Consider the following 25,178-nt stretch of genomic DNA (forward strand, 5'->3'; position numbering starts at 1 on the left):
TTAGTCCGCACAATACAAAGCCAATAAGAAACCAGGGGACGAAACTCGTGCGAATTCCAGTGAAAGCCGTCGGAGCTGCGACGGCCTTGTTGTTGAGCGCGCCGGCCTTTGCCGGCTGGGAGCCCACCAAGCCGGTCGAGATCGTGGTGGCAGCCGGTGCGGGCGGCGCCTCCGACCAGATGGCGCGGATGATGCAGGCCGCGATCCAGAAGAACAATCTGATGAAGCAGCCGATGGTGGTCTCGCTCAAGGGCGGCGCGTCGGGTGCGGAAGCGCTGATGTACATGAAGTCCAGCGAGGGCGATCCGAACAAGGTGCTGATCGCCTATTCGTTGATCTACATGCTGCCGCTCTCCGCCAAGATCCCGTTCAACTGGCGCGAGCTGACCCCGGTCTCGGTGATCGCGCTCGACCAGTTCGTGCTGTGGGACAACAGCGCCGGCCCAAAGACGGTGAAGGAGTTCGTCGACGCCGCGAAGGCGGCAACCGCGCCGTTCAAGATGGGCGGCACCGGCTCCAAGCGCGAGGATCACGTGCTGACCGTCTTCCTCGAGCAGAAGACCGGCGCGAAATTCTCCTATCTGCCCTACAAGTCCGGCGGCGAGGCCGCGACGCAGCTGGTCGGCAACCACACCGAATCCAACGTCAACAACCCTAGCGAAAATCTCGAAGTCTGGCGCGCCGGTCAGGTGCGTCCGCTCTGCGTGTTCGACAAGGAGCGCATTGCCTACACCGGCAAGGTGACGGACACGCAGTCCTGGGCCGACATCCCGACTTGCAAGGAGGAGGGCGTCGACGTCCAGTATCTGATGCTGCGCGCGATGTTCCTGCCCGGCAAGGTCACGCCGGAGCAGCAGGCGTTCTATGTCGAGCTGTTCCACAAGGTGACGCAGACCGCTGAATACAAGGACTACATGGAAAAGCAGGCGTTGAAGCCGATCTTCCTCACCGGCAAGGACATGGTGCAGTTCCTCGAGGAGGACGACGCCACCAACAAGTCGCTGATGACGGAAGCCGGGTTCGTCGCGAAGTGACTGCTCTTTTTTCTCTCCTCCCTCGCCCGTTTTGCGGCGGAGAGGGAGAATTGACTGCACTCCGTCCCTGACAGAGCATGTCCCAAACCGATCTTGAAATCGTCGTCGACGATCCGACCGCGCCTGAGGAAAACTCTCCCTCTGTCACCATCTCCGGCACGGTCGAAATCATCGTCTGCCTGCTGCTGCTCGTGCTGGCGGCGATCCTCGGCTATGACAATTGGCGCACCGGCGCCTCCTGGGATTCGACCGGGCCTGAGCCCGGCTATTTTCCGTTCTATCTCTCCGTCATCCTCGCCGGCGGCAGCCTTTACGGACTGATCGTGGCGCTGGTCGCGCGTCGCGGGGCCGCCGAGACCTTCGTCACGCGCGCGCAGGCGCGCCGCGTGACGAAGGTGTTCGTGCCAACGCTGCTGTTCTGCCTGGTGACGCAGTTCCTTGGCCTCTACGTCGCAAGCTTCCTGCTGATTGCGGGTTTCATGCGCCTCGTCGGCAAGATCGCGCTGTGGAAGTCGCTGCTCACCGCCTTCCTGTTCACGGCGATCATGTTCGTCACCTTCGACATCGCCTTCGACGTCATCATGCCGAAGGGACCGCTCGAAGCGGCCTTCGGCTACTAGGCGGACCCGCGATGGAAGCTTTCGGTCTCCTGCTTCACGGCTTCGCCGTCCTGCTGACGTGGAAGACGCTCGCGTTGATGATGATCGGGCTGGTGCTCGGCATCTTTGTCGGCGTGCTGCCCGGGCTCGGCGGCCCCAACGGCGTCGCGATCCTGTTGCCGCTCACCTTCACGATGGATCCCACCTCGGCGATCGTGATGCTGTCCTGCATCTACTGGGGCGCTCTGTTCGGCGGCGCCATCACCTCGATCCTGTTCAACATCCCGGGCGAAGCCTGGTCGGTCGCCACCACTTTCGACGGCTATCCGATGGCGCAGCAGGGCAGGGCGGCGGAAGCACTGACCGCGGCGTTCACGTCCTCCTTCATCGGCTCGCTGGTCGCGGTGCTGCTGATCACCTTCCTCGCGCCGATGATCTCGTCCTTTGCGCTGAAGTTCGGCCCGCCCGAGTTCTTCGCGGTGTATCTGCTGACCTTCTGCTCCTTCGTCGGCCTCGGGCGCGAGGCCAAGCACAAGACCGTTATCTCGATGTCGCTCGGGCTTCTGCTCGCCGGCGTCGGCATGGACACGGTGTCGGGTCAGTTGCGCATGACCTTCGGCTCGTCCGAGCTTTTGCGCGGCATCAATTTCCTCGTCGCCGTCATCGGCCTGTTCGGCATCAGCGAGATCCTGCTGACCATGGAGGAGCGGCTGGCGCTGCGCGGTCATGCCGCGAGCATCTCGCTGCGTGTGGTGCTGAGCGTGTGGAAGGACTTGCCGAAATACTGGGTGACGTTGCTGCGCTCCTCCTTCATCGGCTGCTGGCTCGGCATCACGCCGGGCGGCGCGATCGCGGCGTCCTTCATGGGCTACAATCTCGCCAAGCGCTTCGCCAAGGATCCCGAGAGCTTTGGCAAGGGCCGCATCGAGGGCGTGTTCGCGCCGGAGACCGCGGCGCATGCCTCCGGCACCTCCGCGCTGCTGCCGATGCTGGCGCTAGGCATTCCCGGCTCTGGCACGGCTGCGATCCTGCTCGGTGGCTTGATGGTGTGGGGGCTCAATCCCGGACCGCTGCTGTTCGTCGAGCACAAGGATTTCGTCTGGGGCCTGATCGCCTCGATGTATCTCGGCAATGTCGTCGGCCTCGTGCTGGTGCTGACCACGGTGCCGATCTTCGCTTCGATCCTGCGTGTGCCGTTCGCGGCGGTGGCGCCGATGATCGTGGTATCCTGCGCGATCGGCGCCTATGCGATCCAGAACGCCATGTTCGACATCTGGCTGATGCTCGGCTTCGGTGTCGTCGGTTACGTCTTCAAGAAGATCGGCATTGCGCTGGCGCCGTTCACGCTGGCGCTTGTGCTCGGCAACCGTGCCGAGGACGCCTTCCGGCTGTCGATGATCGGCTCCGGCGGCGACCTCAAAGTGTTCTGGTCGAACGGTCTGGTCGGCTCGATCACGACGCTGGCGATCGTGCTGCTGTTCTGGCCGGCGATCGATGCTTTGCTGGGTCGCGTCCGATGGACGCAGCGGACAAGGGCGACGTCGTGCTAGGCCTGTCGGGCAATATTAGTTGATATCAACGACATAGCGAATCGGTGGTGTTTCGGTCGGGACGCCACTTTGACATGTTTGCTTCTGGATGTTGCTGGCGTGGCGCAGCCCTTGGGCAGCTGCTGTCCCATGGTTCCGACGCACGCTCGATGCGCATATGGCTGAAGGCAGCGACTGGCGCAGTGTCGTCGATGCCATTCGTCCTTATACCCAGCATACCCAGCGCATCTGGCGCGAGCTCTCGGTGCCGTCGCGGCGACACTTTCTCGAACATGCGCGCGCCTGGTGGGACGTTCGTCGTCATCGCATGGCCCCCGAAGGTGGAGGTCCGGATCGCAAGCGCCCTTGCCGAGCGGAAATTGAAGATCATGGCAGCGAAGCTGGTCGTCCTGACGCCAAACGAAGACGGGGTATCGGTTCAATATCGCCCCTGCGGCGAGCGCGACGTCCGCGGGATGCAGGTCCGGGCCGTCGTGGACTGCACGGGCGTGGGGGAGGATCCACGCGCGAGCGCGAATCCCGTGGTGCGCATCCGGCTGAAGGAAGGCCGGGCGCATATCGATCCGCTGGGGATCGGGATCGACGTCAGTGTCGATTGCGCGATCATTGATGGGAACGGATTGCCCTCGCATCGGCTTTTCGCCGTTGGGCCTCTGACGCGTGCAGCCTTCTGGGAAATCATCGCGATTCCCAACATTCGCAATCAATGTGCCGAATTGGCCGCGCGCCTCGCTCGCGCCTGAGCTATCCCCAGCTGCCTGGGGCGAAAACTGTGTTCTTCGTCAATCGATGATATGACGATCATCTTTCTGGCCGGAGGAAACCGTGTTCTTCGTTCGATCCAAGCCGCTCGGCATCATGGCGCTGCCGCTGAATTTCCTGATCGGCCTCGGCGTACTCGGCTCCCTCCTGCTCATGACGCGATTCGTCAGGCTTGGTCGCGCGCTGCTGGTCCTGTCTGCCGTGATGCTCCGGTATGCGGGTTCGCACCGGTCGGAAACCTGCCGCTCTATCCGCTGGAGTCTCGCTTCCCGGCCTGGAGCCCGTCCCAAGCCGCCCCGGATGGCATCATCGTTCTCCGTGCATCGATCGATGTCGATCTGTCTGCGGCTCATGGTACGCTGGTCGTATCGACCGAGCGAAATGCGGCCCCTACGACCGCTGGCGTTCAATGCTCATCGTAGGGCGTCGGATCGCCATGCATTTCCCTGATCATTGTTTGCCAGTCGGGTGCATGGAATCCGGTTCGCTTGGCGAAGTTGCTGCCATCAAGCCTGCGATCACAGAAAAACTTATCATCGCGATCGAGGGTCACGCCGAGCCCGTATTGAGCGTTCACGATCTGCAAAAGCTCGTATTTGCTGATCGGATCCGAGGCAACGTGCCAAACGCCGTCGACGTCCGGATGTTCCGTAATCAATTTTCCGACCAGATCCGACATGGCACTGGTCGTGAGACCGGTATAGAGAGCGCCGGCGAATCCCTTCGCGTGCCCGCCGCGTTGCGACATGAACCATTCGATCAGACTGGAGCGTCCGCGCAGTTCCCTGCCGACGATGGACGACCGAATGGTCAGGCAGCCGGGCCCCGAAACTTCGCCCAGCAGCTTGCTGCGTCCGTACAGATCCTCGGCATCGGTCGGCGAGTCTTCTGAAAACGGACCTTTCCGGCCGGCGAACACACAATCGGTGCTGAATTGTATCATGCGAGCCCCGCGCTTCCGGCAGAGTGCTGCGGCTCTGTGTGGAAGCATCGCGTTGGCGGCAATCGAAGTAATGGCATCCTTTGCCAGATCGGTCTGCTTGATGACGCCGACCGCATTGATCACGAGATCAGGATTTGCCATCTCGATCGCGGCCTGGAGGGCCGCGTCCTGCAGAACATCTACATTCGGCTGGATCTGGTGTGCGCCAGCCAGGGCCAGACGGGCCGCGGGCGTGTCAGGAATCGACGACGAACGAATCGTTCCGGAAACCTGAAAGCCCTGCGCCGCCAGCCTCTGGACAAGCTTGTGCCCGAGCATACCGGTCGCCCCGAGCACGAGCACGTGCGGGACGCGGCGAGCCGTAAGTGAATCAGGCGGCAATTCCGGTGACATTCTTCATTTCCACTCACGATTAACGTGGCCGAGTATCTCAGCGGATGGCATCTATCTCACCGGTCTGTCAAGAAAATCCGGATTTCGCGAGGGCGGGCCCGGACCGAAGGCTGGTCGATGTGTCATTTCCCGTCCGCTCAGTGGTTCGGTCCCGCTTGACAAGTTCGAGCCATCAGGCGCACGGCTGGTGCATAGGGCTTGCTGGCTATAAAATTCGCCAACTGCCGCGCAACTGGACCTAATCTCGGGGCTCGCCCCCATCAAGTAGGACCTCGACAGTCGTTATGGAAAGATTGCATCCGATTGACCCCCAGAATGGCCGATGTGCATTTTGTGAGGCAGAGGGTCTGGTAGAAGTCATTGATTTCGGCGACGTGGCGCTCGCCGGCGGGTTCTTGAAGGAAGAAGCGTTCGCCAGGGAATCGAAATTCCGGCTGCGGGTGTGTTTCTGCCCGAGCTGCTACGCGGTCCAGGTTCCCGACAAGGTCGATCCGAGCCTTCTCTTTGCCGACTATTTCTACTTCTCGTCGGCGATCCGGACGCTAAGGGAGCATTTCAACGACTACGCGACGGAGGTGGTGGCGCGATTTGTCACGCCGCGCCATGCCACGGTGCTCGAATTCGGTTGCAATGACGGCATCCTCCTGAAGCCGCTGGCGGATCAGGGTATCGCCAATCTCATCGGCGTCGATCCTGCGCTCAATATTCTGAAGACGATCGACGATCCGAGAATCAACACGGTACATGGCTTCTTCAACGAATCGCTCGCCGAGGAGTTGATCGGGCGTTTCGGCAAGGCCGATCTGGTTCTCGCCAACAATGTGTTCGCGCACATTCCTGACATCAACGGCGTGACGCGGGCGGTAGAGAAAATCCTGAAGGACGACGGCGTCTTTGTCTTCGAGGTGCACTATCTCGGCAAGATCATCCAGGATCTCCAGTACGACATGATCTATCACGAGCACCTGTATTATTACTCCCTGCTTGCGGTCGAAAATCATTTTGCCCGTCACGGCATGACAGTCTTCGACATCAAGCCGATACCGATCCACGGCGGCTCGATGCGTTACTATGTCTGCAAGAAGAACAGTTTCCACGCCAAGGACATCTCGGTCCGCGTGCACAATCTGCGGAACGAGGAGCGGGCGCTTGGCTATGACCGTGCGGAGACTTATACGACCTTTGCCGCAAACTGCGCCGACCGTCGCGAAAGGCTGATGGATCTGCTTACGCGGCTGCGCACAAAGGGCCGTACGATCGCCGGATACGGCGCGTCCGGCCGTGCCAACACCATTATCCAGTATTGCGGGATCGGGCGCGAACACCTCGAATACATGATTGACGATGCGCCCGCAAAGCATGGCTATTCGACGCCTGGTTCGCATGTCATGATCCGCAGCAACGACGTGCTGCGTACGGATCCTCCGGATTATCTGCTGATCTTTGCCTGGAGTTTCTTCAACGAAATTGCGGCGAAGAGCGCAGACTACGTCGCGCAAGGCGGCCGGTTGATGGTACCGCTTCCCGATGTGCGGATAACGTTCTATCCGACGTCGGATGACCTGCTCTAGAAAAACTAAATTGCCCGGTAAAAGTCGGAGACTAGAATGAAAGTTATGTCGATTTTCGGCACGCGGCCGGAAATGATCAAGATGTGGTCGACGTTCAAAAAGCTCGATGCCCTGAACTTCGAGCACATCATGGTTCACACCGGCCAGAATTTCACGCCGGAGCTCAAGGATTTCTTCTTCCGCGATCTCGAGCTGCGCGAGCCGGACCATCAGCTCAATATCGACACCTCGAGCTATTCGCGCGAAGTCGCCGACGTGATCATCAAGTCCGATCAGTTGTTCGAACAGCACAAGCCGGACGCCCTGCTGATCCTCGGCGATACGTTCAGCGGACTGTCGGTGATGCCGGCGGCACAGCGCGGCATCAAGATATTCCACATGGAAGCCGGGCTACGCGCTTGGGACAAGCGGATGCCGGAGCAGCGCAACCGCATCCTGATCGACCACATGAGCAACATCTTGCTGCCATTCAATACCTATCATCGAGAGAATCTTCTCCGTGAGAACATTCATCCCTCGAAGATATTCCTGTCCGGCAATCCGACTTTCGAGGTGATGCGTCACTTCCTGCCGCAGATCCAGGCTTGCGACGTTCTCAAGCGCATGAACCTGTCGCCGAAGGGCTACATTCTGGTCACCGCGCATCGCAGCGAGAACGTCGACAATCCGGTCTATCTCGCGCGCCTGTTCGAGGCCTTCGGGGAGATGGCGCGCCGCTTCAAGCGTGAGGTGATTTATCCCATGCACCCGCGCACCAAGAGCAAGCTAAAGGACATCAAGATCGCAGACGGTGTTCGCGTCATGGCGCCGCTCGGATTTTACGATTTCAACAAGCTACTCTCAGAGAGCTTCTGTGTGCTTTCGGATTCCGGCACCGCCCCGGAAGAGGCGTTGTTCTACAAGGTACCATGCGTCAGCCTGCGCATGACCACGGAACGACCGGAGACTGTCGAGGCTGGCGCCGTCGTGGTCGGCGGCATGGAAGTGTCCAACCTTGTGGACGCAGTGGAGACGGTGACCGGTCAGGATTGGCAGGTACGCTACGACTTCAACGAGAACTTCGCGGCGTCTTCGGTTGTGGTCAACTGCATCCGCAGCCAGATCACCAACTGGTTCTGAGCGGGCTGAAGACGGGCGCCGAACGGGTTGCCGGCCTCGATGGGAGGCCGGCTATCCCTGGCCATGGATGCTGGAGACGGGGTGACGGTCTCCGGCGACATCATCTTTTGAAGATGTAATGGAGATAGCGCCAGTAGATGCTCCACTGGTAGGTGAATTTCGACTCCGATCCCTCCTCTTGTCTCACGGTCAGGATGTAGGGCACTTCGGCGAAGCTGAAGCCCATCTTGCCCGCAAGATAGATCTCCTCGATCAGGACGATGAAGCCTCGCTCTGTTGTCGGGATTCTGGCCCAGGCCTGCGTACGGATCGCGCGAAAGCCGTTCGTAAAGTCGGTGATTGGCAGGCCCATCACCATCCGGGCAAGCAGATTTCCCGCACGAGAAATCCAGTAGCGCTGCCAGGAAACGCCTTTGACTGTGCCCCCCTTATCGTACCGGGTCGCCTTCACCAGATCGATACGGTGCCGCATGGGTTCGAAGAAGTTGGCGATGAAATGCGGCGCCTGCGTTCCGTCCGCATCCATGACCAGCGCGTATTCGAAACCATTTTCGGCCGCGACCCTGCAAAGGGTCCGCTGGGCTGCGCCGTAACCGCCGTTCTGAGCATGGCGATCGAGAATGAGCGAGGGGAACTTGCGCTGGAGCTGAAGCAGGATCTCCCAGGTCTTGTCGCTGCTGCCGTCGTCGACGGCAATGATCGCCGTGCGCGTGGGGACCGTGCTCAGGAATGAAGAAATGTTCGTCACGCAGTTTTCGATCGCGGCCGCCTCATTGTAGGTGGGCAGCGCAATACAAAAGCTCGGCAGCTTTTCTGCACTCTCCGCTGGGTGGGAGCTCGCAGCAACGGACGAGGTGTCGGCGGGGTCTTGCAAGTGCAGATCTCCAACAGGGCTGACCGATACAGGATCCACTATCCGGCCAGCCGGACCTGTGCAGAAGCGCCGTCAGCGGCCCTTCCCATCATGGCCGCCGGCCGCGGATCAATCCACTGCCGGAATAGAACGAGACAAAGCAGGACGGCAAGCCCAATGATCGAGAATATCTTGCCTGTCAAGAATGTCCGGGGGTATAGCGTCTCGACGACATGCTTGCCGGGGTCCAGCAGCACGCCACGGAAGGCCTGATTGACGTGGCCAAGATAGTATTCCCTTTCCTGACTCCTGTGGTCGTTCTGCACCACGGCCTTCCGAGCCGTCCCCTCAAGTTTGCTTAGCAAGAGCAGAGCATTGTCCCACATTGCGCGACATGCTGGTTCCGTAGGTTAACGATTGCTCGATTAGAGGGTGTGGTGTACGGATCGACAACTTTTACAAAAAAGCGGGCTGACAGACGTGTTATCGGGACTGTGGATATCGGGCAGGGCAACCAAAGCACTGAGCTACCTGCTGCTAGCCTTGGTTGCTTATGTGATCATTGTGACGAGAGTCGGAGATTGGAATATCCGACTGGCAATGGTGTCTGGTGACGACAGCCTAGAAGCAATTTCGATTTATTTCGCGCGCGAAAGCGAATTCTCCGCGGACGTATTTATGCAGGCGTGGGCGCCGATCTCGCTGGCCTCAGCCGTCTCTTGGATTCCGGCCCTCACCTACAAGTTTCTCCACGTTCACCCGATATTATTCTTCAAAATCTTCACCGTCTGGCAGACTGTTGGGTTGGCGTTGGCCATGTTCCATTTCTCGTCCGCCGTTACGAGATCGCATTTATTGGCTTGGCTCACAGCGGCCATGACGATCTGCTGGAATCCACAGTTCTGGAATCTCTCTTTAATTGGCGGACTCGAATGGATGCCTTATGCCAATTGGATTGCACTTCCGTTTCTGGTTTTCGCCTTTTCGTCTGCATATCGGGGGGAGCGGTTTCGCAGCTACGTTTCGCTTTTGATCGGAGCGATGATACATCCAATCATGGGTATGCTGGCTACCGCCATCGTCGTTCCGTTTGTGGCTTATGATAGCGTCGCGACCCGAAATTTCCGGCTGTTCGTCGAACCTGCCATAGCATCGGTCGTCATCGCAGCGTCCGCGGCCGTGCCGATGATACTATCAACGCGCGGTGTAAGTTTTGTCTCAGCCGATCAGACCGCGTCGCTTCTGGCCAACCAACATGTGCGCCCTTGGGGTGCAGAGTATCCATACGGCATTTCTTCGCTTCTTAGCTCGGCGCTTTGCATTGCCAGCCTGGTGACATTGGCCAACACCAGGGACCGATTTTTCATCGTAGCTCTGATAATGTCATCTGCCATGACGGCGGTACATTTTTTGGCCGTTTTATTCTTGATCCCTCCGGTGATGTCGGTGATCGCGAGCCGCTCAATCATTCTGCTGGTGCTCGTTTCTCTACCTTTTGTCGCATCAAGCTTCTGGAAAGCTATTCAGACCGGGAACCCAGTTAAGATTCTTGCCGTTTCGCTCGCTCTGTTTCGAACGAATGCGATCACACTGATTGCCGCTACAACAGCTGTGCGTGGCGGAAAAGTTGGCGCCATCGTTGGCGCCGTTATCTCTGTTGCGGTCGTAATTAGTGAAGTTTACCCATTTCTAGTACCGGCGTTCGGGGCCGCCGCGCCGTGGCTGCTCGCATTTCAAAATCTGATTTCGTTTTCCTGGGGCGCGATCGGTGTAGGTTTAGCCGGCGCGATTCTCGCGTCGCTATCCGTCCCGCGAATCGGAGGCGCCATGATTGTCGCGGCAATGCTCTCGTCGGCGACGCTCGGGGCATATAGAACCAAGCTTTACGTCTCAAATGGCAAATACGCGGATTACGCAGCTGCTCAGCTGTGGGCCCGCGACAATACTGCTCCCGGGGCTGCCTTTACTCTGCTGCAAACCGTGCCCGAGCTATCATGGCGAAGCTTATCGGAGCGGCCTGTCGTGTCGGCCACCGGGGTCTTCACCGTTTACCGTCTGACGACGGCCGCGAACGATTACAACAAACGACTGGCCGACTTTCAAAGAAAACGGACGACGGCGGCAAGCCTGGGTAACCTGCAAGAACTAGATGAGAACTATTGGCGTGCTTTTGCCGAGGAATTTGGCGTCGATTATCTGGTCAGGCCGATTGGCTGGCCGGCGCTGGCTTTTCCCGAGGCATATCAAAACTTATCTTTCCGAATCTACCAGATCAGGCGATGAATCATTGATTCTGGCGTCCCGATAGGTGCAGGAAATTCCAATCGAAGCCGCATCACCAGTGCTGCGTAGGTCGTTTCCCGCTGGACAATATCGCGACCGGCTTGGCTGAAACGACGGGTACGCATCGCGACCTCCACGATGCCCGGGTCGCCGCGTCCTCATGCGACGGTATCTTCATGGCAAACGCAGGCAGGATTCTTTCATGACTAATCACGTGCCGGTTTTCACCTCCTCATCCGCGACGGGCAGCTTCACCGAGTTCACCGATACCACCGATTTGACGACGCTGCAGCATACACGGCGCTGACCGCTGGCGGTGGCAGCATCCTCATCGCTACCCAAGGCAACGAGACGATGATCGGCGGAGCCCGCAATGACGTTCTGATGAGGCACCGGCTTTTGCGAATTGTGCGCGGGCTCCGCAAGGGCCCCCGCCTTTTTGCGGGTCGGCCGCGGACGCCTACACCACCTTGGCCTGTCTTAGCTTCGCGATCTCCTCGGCATTGAAACCGAACTCGGTGAGCACCTCGTCAGTCTGCTCGCCGAATTCCGGCGGCCGCGCCACCATTTTGCTGGGCGTGCGCGACAGCGTGACGGGCTGGCCGACCAGGCGGAGATGGCGGTCTTCTTCGTTCGGCACCTCCTGGGCGATGCCGAGATGCCTGACCTGGGCGTCCTCGAACATCTGGTCGATGGCGTAGATCGGCCCGCAGGGCACGCCGGCCTCGTTGAGTTCATTGACCCAGGTCTCGGTCGATTTGGTCACGGTCCGTTTCTCGATCTCGGCGTTGAGGGCGTCGCGATTCTCAGAGCGGGCAGGCGCCGTTGTATAGTCGGGATGACTATAGAGTTCCGGCGCGCCGATCGCTTGCGCGCAGCGTTCCCAGATCCGTCCGCCCGTGGTGGCGATGTTGATATAGCCGTCCGAGGTTTTGAACACCCCGGTCGGGATGCTGGTCGGATGGTTGTTGCCGGCCTGCTTGGCGACTTCCTTCTCCATCAGCCAGCGCGCGGCCTGGAAGTCGAGCATGAAGATCTGGGCCTGGAGCAGCGAGGTCTGCACCCATTGCCCCTTGCCCGAAACCTCGCGCTCGAGCAGCGCGGTGAGGATGCCCATGGCGCAGAACAGGCCGGCGGTGAGGTCGGCAACGGGAATGCCGACCCGCATCGGGCCTTCGCCCGGCGCACCGGTGATCGACATCAGTCCACCCATGCCCTGTGCGATCTGATCGAAGCCCGGTCGCTTATGATAGGGGCCGTCCTGGCCGAAGCCGGAAATGCTGCCATAGACGATGCGCGGGTTGATCTCGCGCAGGCTCTCATAGTCGATGCCGAGCCTCTTCTTCACGTCGGGCCGGAAATTCTCGACCACGACGTCGGCCATGGCCGCAAGGCGCTTGAACACCGCAAGGCCCTTGGGGTCCTTCAGGTTCAGGGTCATCGCCCGTTTGTTGCGGTGCAAATTCTGGAAATCCGAGCCCCAGCGCGGGCCGCCCGGCTGCTCGCCGGCGGCGTCTTCCAGCAGCGCGTCGATCTTGATGACGTTGGCGCCCCAGTCCGCCAGCTGCCGCACGCAAGTGGGCCCGGAACGGACGCGGGTGAGATCGAGCACGGTGAAGCGTGACAGGGCTTGCGAGGCATGCGGAAAAGACATCGTGAACCGGCTCCGGGACAAATCGGAGCCTACCATAGTGCCGAAACGGCCGGCGGCAAGCTCATCCAGGCGCTGGTGCTGCGTACGAGACCCGAGCTGTTTGCACCGGGCGGCGCAGGCGCAAACAGTGGAAGTCATGACGTAGCCGGACGCAGTTTTCGACGTCTGAGGATTGCATCATGGACGGCGCTCCAGCCTCGATGTGCCGGGGATTGTGCGGAAGCCAAACGGAGGAGCCCCGCGGCCAGGCTGCCGATCCGTAGAAGCACGGGGTACGCCATTTGCCTAAATTAAGACAAACGCGTCCAAATAAACGTTAATTTAGTAACCGGCCTGAATCATACAGAATCATCCTGGCCCATACAAATTTCGCTACTGTGTAAGCGCCACCAACAATCCGGAATATTAGCAGTTGCGAAACCAAAGGACGAGGGAGCCGGCAGTTTTTCGGATTGGGTACGCAAATCGCCCAATTCGAGCTCCGGGATGGCGGGTTGCCACCAGAACGAGGATTGAGCAGTGATTTCGCGCCATTCGAAATTCGACCTGGACTCTCCCGACGACTGGACCAGGCCCATCTACTCGGATGACCCGTTCTACACGGTCACAGGGAATTTGGTTTCCGCCAGTTATTTTCCAACGTCATCCGACGGATCGACCGCGATTACCGGCAGCTCGGGCTCAGTCGTTGCGGTCACGTCCAACGGCTTCACGATCAATTTGATTTTCGATGCGGCCGCGATGGCTGCGCCGGCAAGCTTCAGGAGCGGTATCCAGCAAGCCGCAGCCATCCTGGCTTCCGACCTCAAAGACAAGATTACCGTCAATCTCAAGATCGACTATAGCGGCACCGGGGGCGGGGCTTCGGCAGGACCGGATTCAGGCTACGGTGAAAGCTATTCCTGGGTCCACTCGATGTTGGTCAACAATGCGAGCCCGGGCGATACGACATTCAGTAGCCTGCCGAGCGGCAGCTCGGTTCAGGGCCAATCAAATGTCGTGGTCTGGAATGCACAACTGAAATTGTGGGGCGTGCTCGGCGCCAACGACACCACGACCGACGATGGCAGCGCCAACTTCGCGACTGACATCAATCCAAATTTGCTGGTCGGTGTTGCTTTGCACGAGCTGACGCATGCGCTAGGGCGCGTGCCTTACGGTTCTACGCCCGATATCTTCGATCTCTACCGCTTCACGAGCCCCGGCGTTCGTCTGTTTCAGGGCAGCTCGACAGCGCCGGCCGCCTATTTCTCCTTGGATGGCGGCAATACGAAGCTGGCGGATTACGGCCGGAATTCGGATCCCAGCGACTTCCTGAACAGCGGCGTTCAAGGACCCAACGATCCATTTAACGAGTATTATACCGGGAGCACGTTGCAGCAATTGACGACCGTCGACTTGACGCAGTTGGACGCGCTCGGATTTCACATTTGGTCTCCGGACACGCAGCCGTCGACGATAACCGTCAATAACCCGCTCTCCATAGCGCCTGGCGCGACGCTGACCATTACGTCCAGCCTTCTCAGTGCCACTGATGACGCAAGTTCCGGCGCCAATCTGCTGTTTTCCGTTACCGCGTCCCCGGCCGAGGGAACGCTCCTGCTGAACGGCACGCCGACGACCTCCTTCACGGAGGCCGACCTTTCCAATGGGGTGGTGAGTTACCATGAGACGGCCCCCGGTCCGGCGTCCGATAGCTTTCAATTCACGGTCACTGACGCTGCCGGAAATACGAGCGCCGTCGATACATTTCACATCAACGTCAGCGCCAACAATCATAGCGCCACATCGAATGCTTTCGACTTCGATGGCAATGGAACCGCCGACCTGCTCCTTAACAGCAGTACCCAGGGGGTCGCGGTGTGGCTGATGAACGGCGCCACCGTGACAGCAAATCCGCAGGTCGGGACGATAGCCTCGGGCTTTCACTATGCGGCACATGGCGACTTCAACGGCGACGGAAACTCCGATCTCCTGATGATCAACGACACCACCCACGCTGTGGTTGTCTGGGAGATGAACGGAACGCAAGTCACTACGAGTCAAACGATCGGAACGATCAACGCATCCGCCGGCTGGCAATTTACCGGAACGGGCGACTTCAACGGCGACGGCCAAACGGATTTGCTGCTGACCAATAGTACGACGAATGGTGTCGCGATCTGGACCGTGAACGGCACCCAGGTTACCGCCAATCCGCAGATCGGCACCATCAATGCAGCAGCAGGCTGGAGCTTCGGCGGCACGGGGGATTTCGACGGCGATGGCAAGACCGATCTGCTGATGTTGAACAGCACGACGCATGGCGTTGCGATATGGGAGATGAACGGCACCAAGGTCACTGCGAACCCCCAGATTGGCACGATCAATGCTGGGGCCGGCTGGGCCTTCGCTGGCACCGGCGACTTCGACGGCGACGGCAAGACCGACCTCTTGCTGCTCAACAGCACCACGAACGGTGTTGCGATCTGGAAAATGAACGGCACCCAGGTCATGGCGAATCCTCAGATCGGCACGATCAATGCTGGGGCCGGCTGGGCCTTCGCCGGCACTGGCGACTTCAACGGCGACGGCAGGACCGACCTCTTGCTGCTCAACAGCACCACGAAGGGCGTCGCAATCTGGGAGCTGGACGGCACGCACGTCATCGCCAATCCGCAAATCGGAACGATGGCATCGGGCTTCTCGTTCGACAGCACGAACGATTTCAACGGCGATCACAAGACCGATCTCTTGTTTGAGAATTCCACCACGCATGCCCTCGTCGCGTGGGAGATGAACGGGACGCAGGTCGCGGTCAATCAGCAGATCGGGACCGTGAACGACAGTGCCGGATGGCATATCGTCACCTAACCGGGCGTGGCGGATTGCACGCCCCTACGGCCGCTGAGATCTGCGCGATTCGACACTTGTCCGGCCCACCGCCGCCTGCATAGATTGTCCTTGCACGCGCCTGGAGAATGCGGCAAATCCCGGAACGTTCGATGATCTGGAGGGATTTTCCCCGTGAAGCTGTCCATCGTGACCACCCTCTACCGTTCAGAGGCGACGATTGACGAGTTCTATCGCCGCGCGTTTGCCGCCGCCGAGCCCATCACCCAGGACATCGAAATCGTGATGGTGAACGACGGCTCGCCTGACGACAGCCTGTCGCGTGCCGTAGCGCTCCACAAAGCGGACCCTCGTGTCGTTGTCGTCGACCTGTCCCGCAATTTCGGTCACCATAAGGCCTTGATGACGGGACTCGCGCATGCAACAGGCGATCTCATTTTTCTCATCGACAGCGATCTCGAGGAGGCGCCCGAGCTTCTCACGCGTTTCTACGTGCGGCACATGGAGGGAGATTGCGACGTTGTGTTCGGAGTGCAGACGGCGCGACGCGGAGGCTTGTTCGAGCGTGCCACTGGGGCGCTGTTCTTCTCGCTCGTAGACATTCTCAGTGATCACAGCATCCCGCGCAATGTCGTAGTGGCCCGCCTAATGACGCGCGACTACGTCCGCGCGCTCATCCGTCATCGTGATCGGGAGTTTTTGATCGCGCATTTGTGGCAAGTGACGGGATTTCGGCAGGTTCAGCTCCCGGTCAAGAAGCTGTCGGAGTCGCAAACGACTTATTCAGTCAGAATGCGCGTCGCGATGGCGGTCAAGTTTCTGACGACTACGTCGACGAAGTTGCTCTACGGGGTTTTATATCTGGGCTTATGCATTTTTGTGCTGTCGACGCTTGCGATCGGATATTATGTCAGCCGCTATCTTCTTTCGGGCATCGGCGTCGATGGTTACACGTCGATCATCGTGTCGATCTGGTTCTTCGGCGGCCTGACGACGCTCATTCTTGGAATTCTGGGAATTTACATTGCCAACGTGGTCGCCGAAGTCAAACGCCGGCCCTACACGGTGGTTCGATCGGTCCATCGTGCCCATGACGCAGCGGTCAGTCTCCAAAATCATTCATGCTCCATCTCGGGAGGCCCGGCATGACATCGGGCCGAGAACGTAGATGTCGGAGAATCCTATGACGACGGTTGGCTCTGAATCTCCGATTTTGAGCAATGTTGCTGCGTATTACACCTCTAAGCTCCAGCTTCACGGTGCGACGCCGCGCGGCGTGGATTGGAACGGTACGCCCTCCCACGAACTGCGGCATCAACAATTTCTCCGACTGCTGGATGGCTCCGCGGAGAGCTCAATTCTCGATCTGGGCTGCGGATATGGCGACTTCCTCCGCTTCCTTCGCCACGCCGGACATCGTGGCCCGTTTATCGGCTACGACATCGCGCCTGCCATGATTGAGGAGGCGCGACGGATCCACGGCGACGGCGCGGATCGCCAGTGGCACGTCGGCGCAGAACCCCACGCCGTTGCAGATTTCGCTCTGGCCAGCGGCATCTTCAACGTCAAGGGTGACGTGCTGCAGGAGACTTGGGAACGCTACGTCTATGAGACCATCGAGACGATAGCCAAAGCGGGGCGACGCGGCTTCGCGTTCAATGTTCTCAGCCTGTCAAGCGACCCGGAGCGCCGGTCGCCGAATTTGTATTACGCGGATCCCGGCGCGATGCTGTCGCACTGCCTGCTTCATTACGGGCGGGCAGTGGCGCTGCTTCAGGACTACGGACTCTACGAATTCACCGTGATCGTCCGGCGCATCTGACGTTCGCTTTAGTCTTGCTCCAGCACCGCGATCCCGAACCCGGCGTCGCCATAGCGTCCGCCATTGTACAGCATCATCCGGCCGAGATCGGTATCGAACACGAATGGATAGCATATCATCGGGCCTTCCCAGCCGGCATTGCGCTCGATGCCGGCCTCTTCGTCGCGGCGCGTCCATGAAATGCCGTCGGTCGAGGTTGCGAAGCCGATACGATAGCCCCAATCGTTGGCCCGGTATGAATACCATGCCTTGTAGCTTCCATCGCGCTCTCTTAGGGGACAGAAGCGAGCGATAGCCACCTCGCCCGGATGTTGGAAAGCTAGCGACTGAATGCCCGTCAGGTTCCAATTCAAGCCGTCAGCCGACTGTGCATAGCGGATGTCATACGATGGTAGGGCGACATCGGCAGGGCGCGTCCACGGGCGCCCGGACTGATACCACATTCGCCATTGTCCATCCTCGATCAAGACCGCAGGATCAGCGATGAAAACCGGCTCTTGGCGGCAACGGTCTAGAATTGGCCCTTCGCTGATTCGTTCAAAGGGACGATCCGGATTGCCGGCCGGACGTTCGGCCACGCCGACCGCGACGTAGAAACTCACGGTCACCCCGCGCATCCACCCCTGATAGTAAAGCCGCTCGACACCGTCATGCTCGAGGATCCAGCACCCCATGGCCCCGCTGTCGTCGAAGCATCCAAGCGGCCCAGGCAACAGGAGCGGATGCTCCGACAGCCGTAGGACCTTGGTCGGATCGCGAATATCAAGATCGAGCCAGCTCACATTGGACCGGTTCTGCCGGTCGCGTGGACTGAAATAGATTCTATAGCGATGCGCATCCAGCGCCCGCGCAATCGGAACGATGCCGTGGCTGTGGACCCACTCCGAGGTGCCGTTAGCGACGAAAATTCGTCCGAGCTTCTTCCAGCGCATCTTTCGACTGTCTCTCAAATGCGGCGAAGCCGGTTGCTGGGGACGGGTGATCGTTCGGTGCCGCGTGGCGCCAGGACCGAAAGGTCGGGTTGATCCTCGAGCACGAGCGCTCCCGCGCCGATCACGCATTTCTTGCCGATCGCAACGTGGTCGCGGACGGTGGCGTTGACGCCGAGAAAGCTTCCTTGACCGATCCTGACCCCGCCTGAAATGACCACATGCGAGGCAATGAAAACGTTGTCTTCGATCACGGAATGATGACCGATATGGTTGCCACTCCACAACGTGACGTTGGCCCCGATCCGCGCAAAGGGCTGTATGGTGTTGTTCTCGAGAATGAAGCAGTTCTCCTTGACCTCCAGGCCGGGAAAGGTCGTCGCTTTGCTGCTCACATAGGAGACCAGCCGATAGCCGGCGGCGCGAGCAACCGCGACCCGGGACGCCCGCAACTCGTTGAGCTTCGAGTAGCTGACCGCAACGAATAAACCGAAATCTGACGGTGGAAACGACTGCGTGACGTTTTCGAACGGCACCAGCGGACGCCCGTGAAACACGGGCTCCTTGACGTAGGCCTGATCGACGGTGAAACCCGCAACCTCGAAATCGGAGTCATGCGTGAAATAGAAATCGGCAAGTTCGGCGATTTCGCCTGTGCCAAAAATGACGATCTTCTGCATCGCTATGGGACCTCACGTAAGTGCCTTGGATAAGTAATGTGATGTTGGGAGGGACGCGTCAACGACCGCTGGAGGTCTTTTGAGTATCAAGGGCGAGGGGCTCGCGTACCGGCTGCGCCTGATGAACCGGATCGGTGATTCCCCGTCATCGCCTTCCTCCAAGACATGCTTTTCCGATCCTGGCTAGAGTGTCTTTTGCTGGAGTAGCTTGCCATATGGCGTGTTCAATTTGCCATATAACGCATTCTCGTCTGTCGTGGCGCCAAGGAGGAGCTTTTTCACAAAGAGAACGTGCTCGATCGTTGAACCTCTACCGGGGGGCGAGCCGACCTATCAGGGCGGTTTCAGGAGCGTGTCACGATGATACTGGAACCGGGCGGCCTACCTTTCGACGATCTGGCACGTGTCGCAATCTCAGGGGCGAAAATCTGTGAACATTGGGAAGATGTATCGAGGCGGCGCGCCCCTACGCATGCGACAGCAAGTATGACTGAAGTCTGAGCACCGGTCCCATTGATCCTACACTTGACAAGCCTTGAACATTGCTCGGGGCCCTCGTCTTGGTCGAGAAAAGCTCGCTTTTCTTAAGGAGATCTTCCATGCGTCGTATTGCCTTGATGGCCTTGGCCATTGGACTGTTCCTGCCTTTCCTGGCGTCGGCACCGGCCAACGCCCAGGCGACCCGAACCTGGGTGTCCGGCGTCGGTGACGATGCCAATCCCTGTAGCCGCACGGCGCCCTGCAAGACCTTCGCGGGCGCGATCTCGAAAACCGCCGCGGCGGGCGAAATCAACTGCCTGGATCCAGGTGGGTTCGGTGCGGTCACCGTCACCAAATCGCTGACGATCTCGTGCGAGTCGGGGACCGCCGGCGTTCTGGTCTCAGGCACCAACGGCATCGTCTTCGCTGGCGCTTCAACTGACTACCTCTACCTGAAGGGGCTCGATATCGAAGGTCTGTGATCCGGCATCAACGGCATCTTGTTCAATTCGGGTGGCTTCCTCCATGTCGAGGATTGCGTGATCCGACGCTTCACTGGGGCGGGAATCCTGATTCAGGCGACCACGAGCGTGGGCTTTTCAGTGAACCGCACGACCATGTTCAGCAATGGCACGGGCTCCACCGGTGCGGGAATTCGCGTGGTCCCGGGTTCGGGCGGCTCTGCCACGGGCACGATCAACAAGGCCGTAGCCGATCGCAACGTGTTCGGTATTGCTGCAGACGGAAGCAACGGCAATGTCAACGTTGCGATCGAGGACAGCGTAGCTAGCAACAACACGCTTTCCGGTATCGTAGCGACAGCTGGTGCCGGAACGACCAACGTCGTGATCATGCGGACGCAGGCCAACAACAACGCCACGGGCGTTAACAACTCCGGCGGCAGGACTACGGTCCGGGTCGGTCAATCGGCGATCAGCGGCAATACGACGGGCGTCTCTGGCACCGTTACGTCCTACTCCCTCAATGGTAATGGAAGCGACGGCACGATGACGGCAATCCCGCTGAAATAGGCGATACCTCCACACCGACGAGAGCTCCGAGTGACGCGTCATCCGGAGCTCTTTCGTATCTGAGGCCGGTCAGGGCGACAGGGACGCCGATCGCTCGAGATAGCGGGCGGCGTCGGCGCCGGTGTTGAACAGCAGGTCGAGCACCGACACGCCGTGCTCAAACGCGCCGTAAAGTTGATTGTACTCGGGATAGCCTTCGTAGCTCATCCACTCCGTCGTAATGTCGGCCAAGTCGAACAGCGATTCGTCGAAATAGGCTCGCGCCGAAGGGCCGCTCAGGTAACGATCGGCGCCTGCGGCTCGTGAGATCGCGAGAAGCCTCTCGGTCTTCACGCCTTCGACGGGATAGATCGTGTCCCGGACAATCCTAGTCTTCAGGCTGAGCAGTCCTGCGAGCTCGCGGGTGAACAGCTCGTTAATGTCGGTTAAACGCCTCTCCTTGTCGGCGCGCTCGTACCAAGCCTGCACGCGGGGTCCCAAGGCGTCAAAGAACGGTGCGTGACGGTACGCCAGTTCCAGTGCCCGCCAGTGCTTTTCCGCCCAGGGCTTTTCGATCTCGACCTCGTCGATCGGCTGGTCGAACCGTCCCTTGGTCACGACGGGAATCGTCAACCATTCGACGCCGTTGGCGGTCTTGATCCGGTTGCGGTTGTGCCAGTGCCGCTTCACATATTGCATGCGATCGAAAATCACGTACTCGTCGCATTGCCCGATAAGGTCGAAGAAGCCTTTCCAGGGAATGTAGCAGGATTGGATGATCGAAATTCGCACAGCTATGACTTCTGGGGCAGTTGCATCAGGACCGTGTTTACAGTGCCTGCGCGATGAATTCACTCCCCATTGTTGCGGAGCACGACGGCATCCCGATGTTTGCGCCCGAACTCGCCGGCGGTGTGGGCCCGCCTCGCTATGGATTTTCCCGCACGTGGCGACTACGGTGCGGGTCATTGGGGATGATGCGACAGTGGCCGATCGCGCGGAGCGGATCTTGTTGGTGCTTGGCGACTACAGAAAGCGGGGCACCGTGGTGGCACTGTTCGCCGCGCTGCTGCTGCTCGCGGGCGGACAGGCCCACGCGCAATCCCTCCGCCATGGCATCTCCGCCTTCCAGCGGCAGGACTATGTGACGGCGTCCCGCGTCTTCATTCCGCTCGCCGAGCGCGGCAACGCGGCGGCGCAGTCCTATCTCGGCTTCCTGTTCGAGACCGGCCGCGGCGTGCCGAAGAACTACACCGAAGCTGCGATGTGGTACCGGCGGGCGGCGGAGCAGGGCGACAGCCGCGCGCAATATTCGCTGGGGCTGCTCTACGATCGCGGCCAGGGCGTGCCGCAGGACATCGTAGAAGCCTCCAAATGGCTGAACCTGTCGACCGCTGCGTCGCCGCCGCGGGTTCGGGAGTCCCGGGCTCGGATCCGCGACGCCGTCACCACCAAGATGACGCGCGGGGAGATCGCCCGGGCCCGCCTGCGGGCGCTGGAATGGGCGCCGAGCCGCGAGCACTGACGCCGGGCAGACGGGTTCCACGACCCCTCCGACAAAAAAGTCGAAAACAACCCCATGCACAGTAGACGATGGCAGCCGGCGGGATGCTTCACGCCTGCGCTGCAATGAGGATTCACCCTGAGCGCGTCGGGCCTTAGCCGGGCCAGCCGCCGAGCCAGTTCAGATACCAGGTCTCGGCCAGCCAGCCGATCCAGATCGACGGCGCCAGGAACAGCCCGAACGGCAGGAAGGCAGTTCCGCGCAGCGGCCTCCTGCGCAATACAGCATTGGCGACATAGGCGCCGATCGCGAGCAGCGCCGCGAACTCGATCACCGCGGCCACCGTCGCAAGATCGAGCCAGGCCCCGCTGACGCCGGCGAGCTTGACGTCGCCGAGTCCCAGCCCGTCGCGGCCGTTCCAGTACCGGTAGGCCAGCATCAGGAGCAGCAGCGGAAGCGCCACAGCCACGGCGCGCGCGATGGGCCAGAGCAGCGCCTGGGCGCCCACATCGGGCACGAAGGCGGCGGCGCGGAGCAGGGCGAGCGCGAAGGCGGCCCCGGTCAGTTCGTTCGGGATCAGATAATGACGGGCATCGTTCGCCGCGATAGCGAGCATGAGAGCGGCCAGGAACGCGCCATAGAGGCCTTCCGCGACGGGGGCCGTGACGAGGCTTGCGAACACGGCGACGAGCAGCGCGAGGCTGAGGACCAGCGGGGCGCATATCCCGTCATGCGCATCATCGTCTCTGGTCACGCCGTCAGCGCGCGGCCTTGGGTGGGCTGACGGTGACCACGGGATTGCTGGTCCCGACCAGGCGGCTGTTCATCTTGCTGCGCATCTCTTCGGCGATGACATGCGCATCGACGCCGTCCTTGATGACGGTCGGGCGGATGAACAGGATCAGCTCGGTGCGTGCGCGCGCATTGGTCTGGTGCGAAAAGGCATCGCCCACGCCGGGAATTGAATCGAGGACGGGAATGCCCTGGCGCTGGTTGTTCTCGGTCTCGCTGATCAGGCCGGCGAGCAGCACGGTCTGCCCGCTCGTCACCGCGATCGAGCTCTTGACCCGGCGCTGCGAGATCGTCGGCGTCAGCGAGTTTGCGCTGCCGGCGGCCACGCTCGAGATCTCCTGCTCGATGTCGAGCACGACGTTGCCGTTGGCGTTGGCGCGCGGCAGCACGCGCAGGATGATGCCGGTGTTCTTGTAGTCGATGGTGTTGACCACGGTGTTGTTGGCGGTCAGCACTGTCGCGGTGCCGGTCGAAAACGGCACCTGATCGCCGACCTGCAACGTCGCCGGCTGGTTGTCGAGCACCACCAGCGACGGGTTCGACAACACCTTGACATTGGTGACGCCGTGCAGCGCGTCGAGAATGACACGCGGCGAGTTCTCCGAGCCGATCAGGAAGTTGAAGCCCGGCAAGACACGTCCGAGCAGCGCGCCGGACGCGGCGTTGACGGCGTTGGACGCCGCTTCGACAGCACCGCTGCCGACGCTCGCGGCATTGCTGACGCCGGAGATGGTATTGGAGATCGAGCCCTTCTGGCTCGCCAGGAAGAACTGCACGCCGTAATTCAACTGGTCGTTCAGTGTCACCTCGGCGATGGTCGCCTCGATCGCGATCTGGCGCTGCGGCCGGTCGATCTGCCGGATCGTCTGTTCGACGACGCGCTGCGCGTCCTGGTTGGCATAGACGAGAACGGCATTGTTGGTGACGTCGGCGGTGATGCGCACGTTCTGGAGGATGCCGTTAATGCCGGACTTCGAGCCGCTGCCATTGCCCGACAATCCACCGATGCTGTTGTCCTGCGCAGGTGTTGCGGAAGCGGCAGGCGCGGGGCGGGCGCCGAATGATGATCCTGGAGCTCCGGTGACCGGGGTCGCTGCGCCGGACGCAGCTGTCGGCAGCGCGCTCAGTGAGGCGACAGGATTAGTTGAGGTCGACGTCGAAATCCCCGCGCCGGGCGCGACCTGGCTCGACGCGCTGTCGAGCGTCGTGTTGCTCGTCGCATTCTGGTTGAACAGCATCTCGTTCAGCATCGACACGACCACCTTGGAATTGCCGTAGCGCAACGGATAGGATTTCAGGTTTACGCCATCAGTATCGGAACGGTCGAGCCGCGCAATCCAGGTCTGCGCGCGCTTCAGATATTCCGGCTTCTGGCTCACCACGAGGATCGAGTTGAGCCGCGCGATCGGCTGGAGCTTGATGACGTTCTGGCCCATGCCGCCTTCGCCGGAATCCATGATCTTCTCGATCTCGGCGATGACAGGCTCGGGCGAGGAATTGCGCACCGGGAAGATTCCGACCGATTGTCCACGCATCCAGTCGGCGTCGAATGACAGAATTGTGTCGACCGCGGTCGCCCGGTCCGTTCCGCTGCCACTGACGATCAGCGTGTTGCGGGAATTGTCGGGCCGCATGGTCGAGGCCTTCACGCCGAAGGCATCGAGCAGCTTGAAGATGTTTTGCGCCGACGTGTAGCGCAGCGGCACGACGGTGACGCCTTGGCCTGCTTCGGTGCTCGCCGAGCGGTCGATGCCGCCGGGGCCGGCTTCCGGCGCCGGCAGCAGGCGATAGCCGGTGCGATCGCGCACCAGCGCCACTCCGGACATGCGCAGCGCATTCTCCAACACATAGATCGCGTCCGCCTTGGGAACCGGACGCACCGAGGCAAGCGTCACGGTTCCCTGCACGCGGGGATCGATCGTGTAGCCGACATTGAGGACGTCGCCGAGGATGACCTTGGCCACGGTCGCCACCGGCGCATTCTCGAAATTGAGGTCGTAGCCGCTGCCACCGCCATCGTCGCGCTCGGCCAGCGCGCCGCCTTGCGGTGCACCATCGCTCAGATAGATTGCGGGTTTCGACGATCTCGGCTGGCCGATGCCGGTTGCCCCTGCATCCGCAGGCTGCCGGGGCTGGAGGTCGAGGCCGCGGATCTTGTCGACAAGATCCTGGGCGCGCGGGTCTTTGGGATCCGCTTCGACCGACTGGTCGGCGGTGACGATGCAGGCTGTGAGCAGGAAGGCCGACGACAACAGGACGAGCATTCCAGTCAACGCAGAGCGTCGGCGCAAAAGCGGCTGGACCACTTCAAACAAGATACGCCTGCCAACGCTGGAAGTGACTGGAAACAGCATCCGATCCCCCTTGG

The 25,178-nt window shown here is 60.4% G+C and carries 22 protein-coding genes; 13 read left to right on the top strand and 9 right to left on the bottom strand.

Going from position 1 to position 25,178, the window contains the following annotated elements; all coding sequences use genetic code 11:
* Positions 1-59 precede the first annotated feature (59 nt).
* The 4 genes from YUA_RS0118160 to YUA_RS44320 all read left to right on the top strand — a co-directional run bounded on the left by YUA_RS0118160 (position 60) and on the right by YUA_RS44320 (position 3,926).
* Positions 60-1,034, top strand: a complete 975-nt coding sequence (locus YUA_RS0118160) for a tripartite tricarboxylate transporter substrate-binding protein (RefSeq protein WP_027531982.1) — start codon at positions 60-62, stop codon at positions 1,032-1,034.
* Between the two features lie 77 nt (positions 1,035-1,111).
* Entirely contained in the window at positions 1,112-1,654 is a 543-nt protein-coding gene (locus YUA_RS0118165; protein WP_027531983.1) for a tripartite tricarboxylate transporter TctB family protein, read from the top strand.
* 11 nt (positions 1,655-1,665) lie between these two features.
* Positions 1,666-3,183 carry a tripartite tricarboxylate transporter permease gene (locus YUA_RS0118170; RefSeq protein WP_027531984.1) on the top strand — a complete coding sequence of 506 codons (1,518 nt, stop codon included), beginning with the start codon at positions 1,666-1,668 and terminating at the stop codon, positions 3,181-3,183.
* A gap of 368 nt (positions 3,184-3,551) precedes the next feature.
* Positions 3,552-3,926: a hypothetical protein gene (locus YUA_RS44320; protein WP_156947161.1), complete on the top strand. Its 375-nt coding sequence runs from the start codon at positions 3,552-3,554 to the stop codon at positions 3,924-3,926.
* A 425-nt stretch (positions 3,927-4,351) separates the two neighbouring features.
* Here YUA_RS44320 and YUA_RS0118185 read toward each other — a convergent pair whose 3' ends face one another.
* Positions 4,352-5,281, bottom strand: coding sequence for an SDR family oxidoreductase (locus tag YUA_RS0118185; protein WP_063627799.1), 930 nt, complete (start codon positions 5,279-5,281; stop codon positions 4,352-4,354).
* Between the two features lie 284 nt (positions 5,282-5,565).
* Here YUA_RS0118185 and YUA_RS0118190 point away from each other — a divergent pair, with 284 nt between their 5' ends.
* Both YUA_RS0118190 and wecB read left to right on the top strand, forming a co-directional pair.
* Positions 5,566-6,852: a class I SAM-dependent methyltransferase gene (locus YUA_RS0118190; protein ID WP_084292674.1), complete on the top strand. Its 1,287-nt coding sequence runs from the start codon at positions 5,566-5,568 to the stop codon at positions 6,850-6,852.
* A 36-nt stretch (positions 6,853-6,888) separates the two neighbouring features.
* On the top strand, positions 6,889-7,971 hold the full coding sequence (gene wecB / locus YUA_RS44325) for a non-hydrolyzing UDP-N-acetylglucosamine 2-epimerase (RefSeq protein ID WP_063627800.1): 1,083 nt from the start codon (positions 6,889-6,891) through the stop codon (positions 7,969-7,971).
* A gap of 100 nt (positions 7,972-8,071) precedes the next feature.
* Here wecB and YUA_RS0118200 read toward each other — a convergent pair whose 3' ends face one another.
* Positions 8,072-8,845 (bottom strand): glycosyltransferase, encoded by a 774-nt coding sequence (locus YUA_RS0118200; protein WP_027531989.1) that lies wholly within the window; start codon positions 8,843-8,845, stop codon positions 8,072-8,074.
* 38 nt (positions 8,846-8,883) lie between these two features.
* On the bottom strand, positions 8,884-9,150 hold the full coding sequence (locus YUA_RS0118205) for a hypothetical protein (protein ID WP_156947162.1): 267 nt from the start codon (positions 9,148-9,150) through the stop codon (positions 8,884-8,886).
* Positions 9,151-9,304: 154 nt separating this feature from the next.
* Here YUA_RS0118205 and YUA_RS0118210 point away from each other — a divergent pair, with 154 nt between their 5' ends.
* Positions 9,305-11,107: a hypothetical protein gene (locus YUA_RS0118210; RefSeq protein WP_156947163.1), complete on the top strand. Its 1,803-nt coding sequence runs from the start codon at positions 9,305-9,307 to the stop codon at positions 11,105-11,107.
* A 460-nt stretch (positions 11,108-11,567) separates the two neighbouring features.
* On the opposite strand, the gene YUA_RS0118220 is transcribed toward YUA_RS0118210, so the two are convergent.
* The gene (locus tag YUA_RS0118220) at positions 11,568-12,761 is read right to left on the bottom strand and encodes a CaiB/BaiF CoA-transferase family protein (protein ID WP_027531993.1); all 1,194 of its coding nucleotides are present in this window, start codon (positions 12,759-12,761) and stop codon (positions 11,568-11,570) included.
* A 519-nt stretch (positions 12,762-13,280) separates the two neighbouring features.
* Between YUA_RS0118220 and YUA_RS46945 the strand changes: the two genes are divergently transcribed.
* The 3 genes from YUA_RS46945 to YUA_RS0118235 all read left to right on the top strand — a co-directional run bounded on the left by YUA_RS46945 (position 13,281) and on the right by YUA_RS0118235 (position 17,415).
* Complete coding sequence (locus YUA_RS46945) at positions 13,281-15,614, top strand: NF038122 family metalloprotease (RefSeq protein ID WP_051383257.1); 2,334 nt, start codon at positions 13,281-13,283, stop codon at positions 15,612-15,614.
* Positions 15,615-15,767: 153 nt separating this feature from the next.
* Positions 15,768-16,742: a glycosyltransferase family 2 protein gene (locus tag YUA_RS0118230; RefSeq protein WP_027531994.1), complete on the top strand. Its 975-nt coding sequence runs from the start codon at positions 15,768-15,770 to the stop codon at positions 16,740-16,742.
* A 34-nt stretch (positions 16,743-16,776) separates the two neighbouring features.
* Positions 16,777-17,415: a class I SAM-dependent methyltransferase gene (locus YUA_RS0118235; RefSeq protein ID WP_027531995.1), complete on the top strand. Its 639-nt coding sequence runs from the start codon at positions 16,777-16,779 to the stop codon at positions 17,413-17,415.
* An 8-nt stretch (positions 17,416-17,423) separates the two neighbouring features.
* On the opposite strand, the gene YUA_RS0118240 is transcribed toward YUA_RS0118235, so the two are convergent.
* Positions 17,424-18,347, bottom strand: coding sequence for a hypothetical protein (locus YUA_RS0118240; RefSeq protein WP_027531996.1), 924 nt, complete (start codon positions 18,345-18,347; stop codon positions 17,424-17,426).
* A gap of 14 nt (positions 18,348-18,361) precedes the next feature.
* A complete protein-coding gene (locus YUA_RS0118245; protein ID WP_027531997.1) occupies positions 18,362-19,024 on the bottom strand; it encodes an acetyltransferase in 663 nt (220 codons plus the stop codon).
* A 599-nt stretch (positions 19,025-19,623) separates the two neighbouring features.
* Between YUA_RS0118245 and YUA_RS48365 the strand changes: the two genes are divergently transcribed.
* Both YUA_RS48365 and YUA_RS48370 read left to right on the top strand, forming a co-directional pair.
* Entirely contained in the window at positions 19,624-19,986 is a 363-nt protein-coding gene (locus YUA_RS48365; RefSeq protein WP_156947164.1) for a hypothetical protein, read from the top strand.
* Between the two features lie 57 nt (positions 19,987-20,043).
* Positions 20,044-20,535, top strand: coding sequence for a hypothetical protein (locus YUA_RS48370; protein WP_198029452.1), 492 nt, complete (start codon positions 20,044-20,046; stop codon positions 20,533-20,535).
* Between the two features lie 69 nt (positions 20,536-20,604).
* On the opposite strand, the gene YUA_RS0118255 is transcribed toward YUA_RS48370, so the two are convergent.
* Positions 20,605-21,306 (bottom strand): WbqC family protein, encoded by a 702-nt coding sequence (locus YUA_RS0118255; protein ID WP_035971234.1) that lies wholly within the window; start codon positions 21,304-21,306, stop codon positions 20,605-20,607.
* A 217-nt stretch (positions 21,307-21,523) separates the two neighbouring features.
* Between YUA_RS0118255 and YUA_RS0118260 the strand changes: the two genes are divergently transcribed.
* Positions 21,524-22,039: a tetratricopeptide repeat protein gene (locus tag YUA_RS0118260; protein ID WP_371259896.1), complete on the top strand. Its 516-nt coding sequence runs from the start codon at positions 21,524-21,526 to the stop codon at positions 22,037-22,039.
* 133 nt (positions 22,040-22,172) lie between these two features.
* Here the strand turns inward: YUA_RS0118260 and YUA_RS0118265 are convergent, their stop codons facing one another.
* Positions 22,173-22,772: an A24 family peptidase gene (locus YUA_RS0118265; protein WP_051383260.1), complete on the bottom strand. Its 600-nt coding sequence runs from the start codon at positions 22,770-22,772 to the stop codon at positions 22,173-22,175.
* 4 nt (positions 22,773-22,776) lie between these two features.
* Complete coding sequence (gspD, locus tag YUA_RS0118270; RefSeq protein WP_027532001.1) at positions 22,777-25,164, bottom strand: type II secretion system secretin GspD; 2,388 nt, start codon at positions 25,162-25,164, stop codon at positions 22,777-22,779.
* Between the last annotated feature and the right edge of the window lie 14 nt (positions 25,165-25,178).

The organism is Bradyrhizobium sp. WSM3983, from assembly GCF_000473045.1.
GTDB lineage: Bacteria > Pseudomonadota > Alphaproteobacteria > Rhizobiales > Xanthobacteraceae > Bradyrhizobium.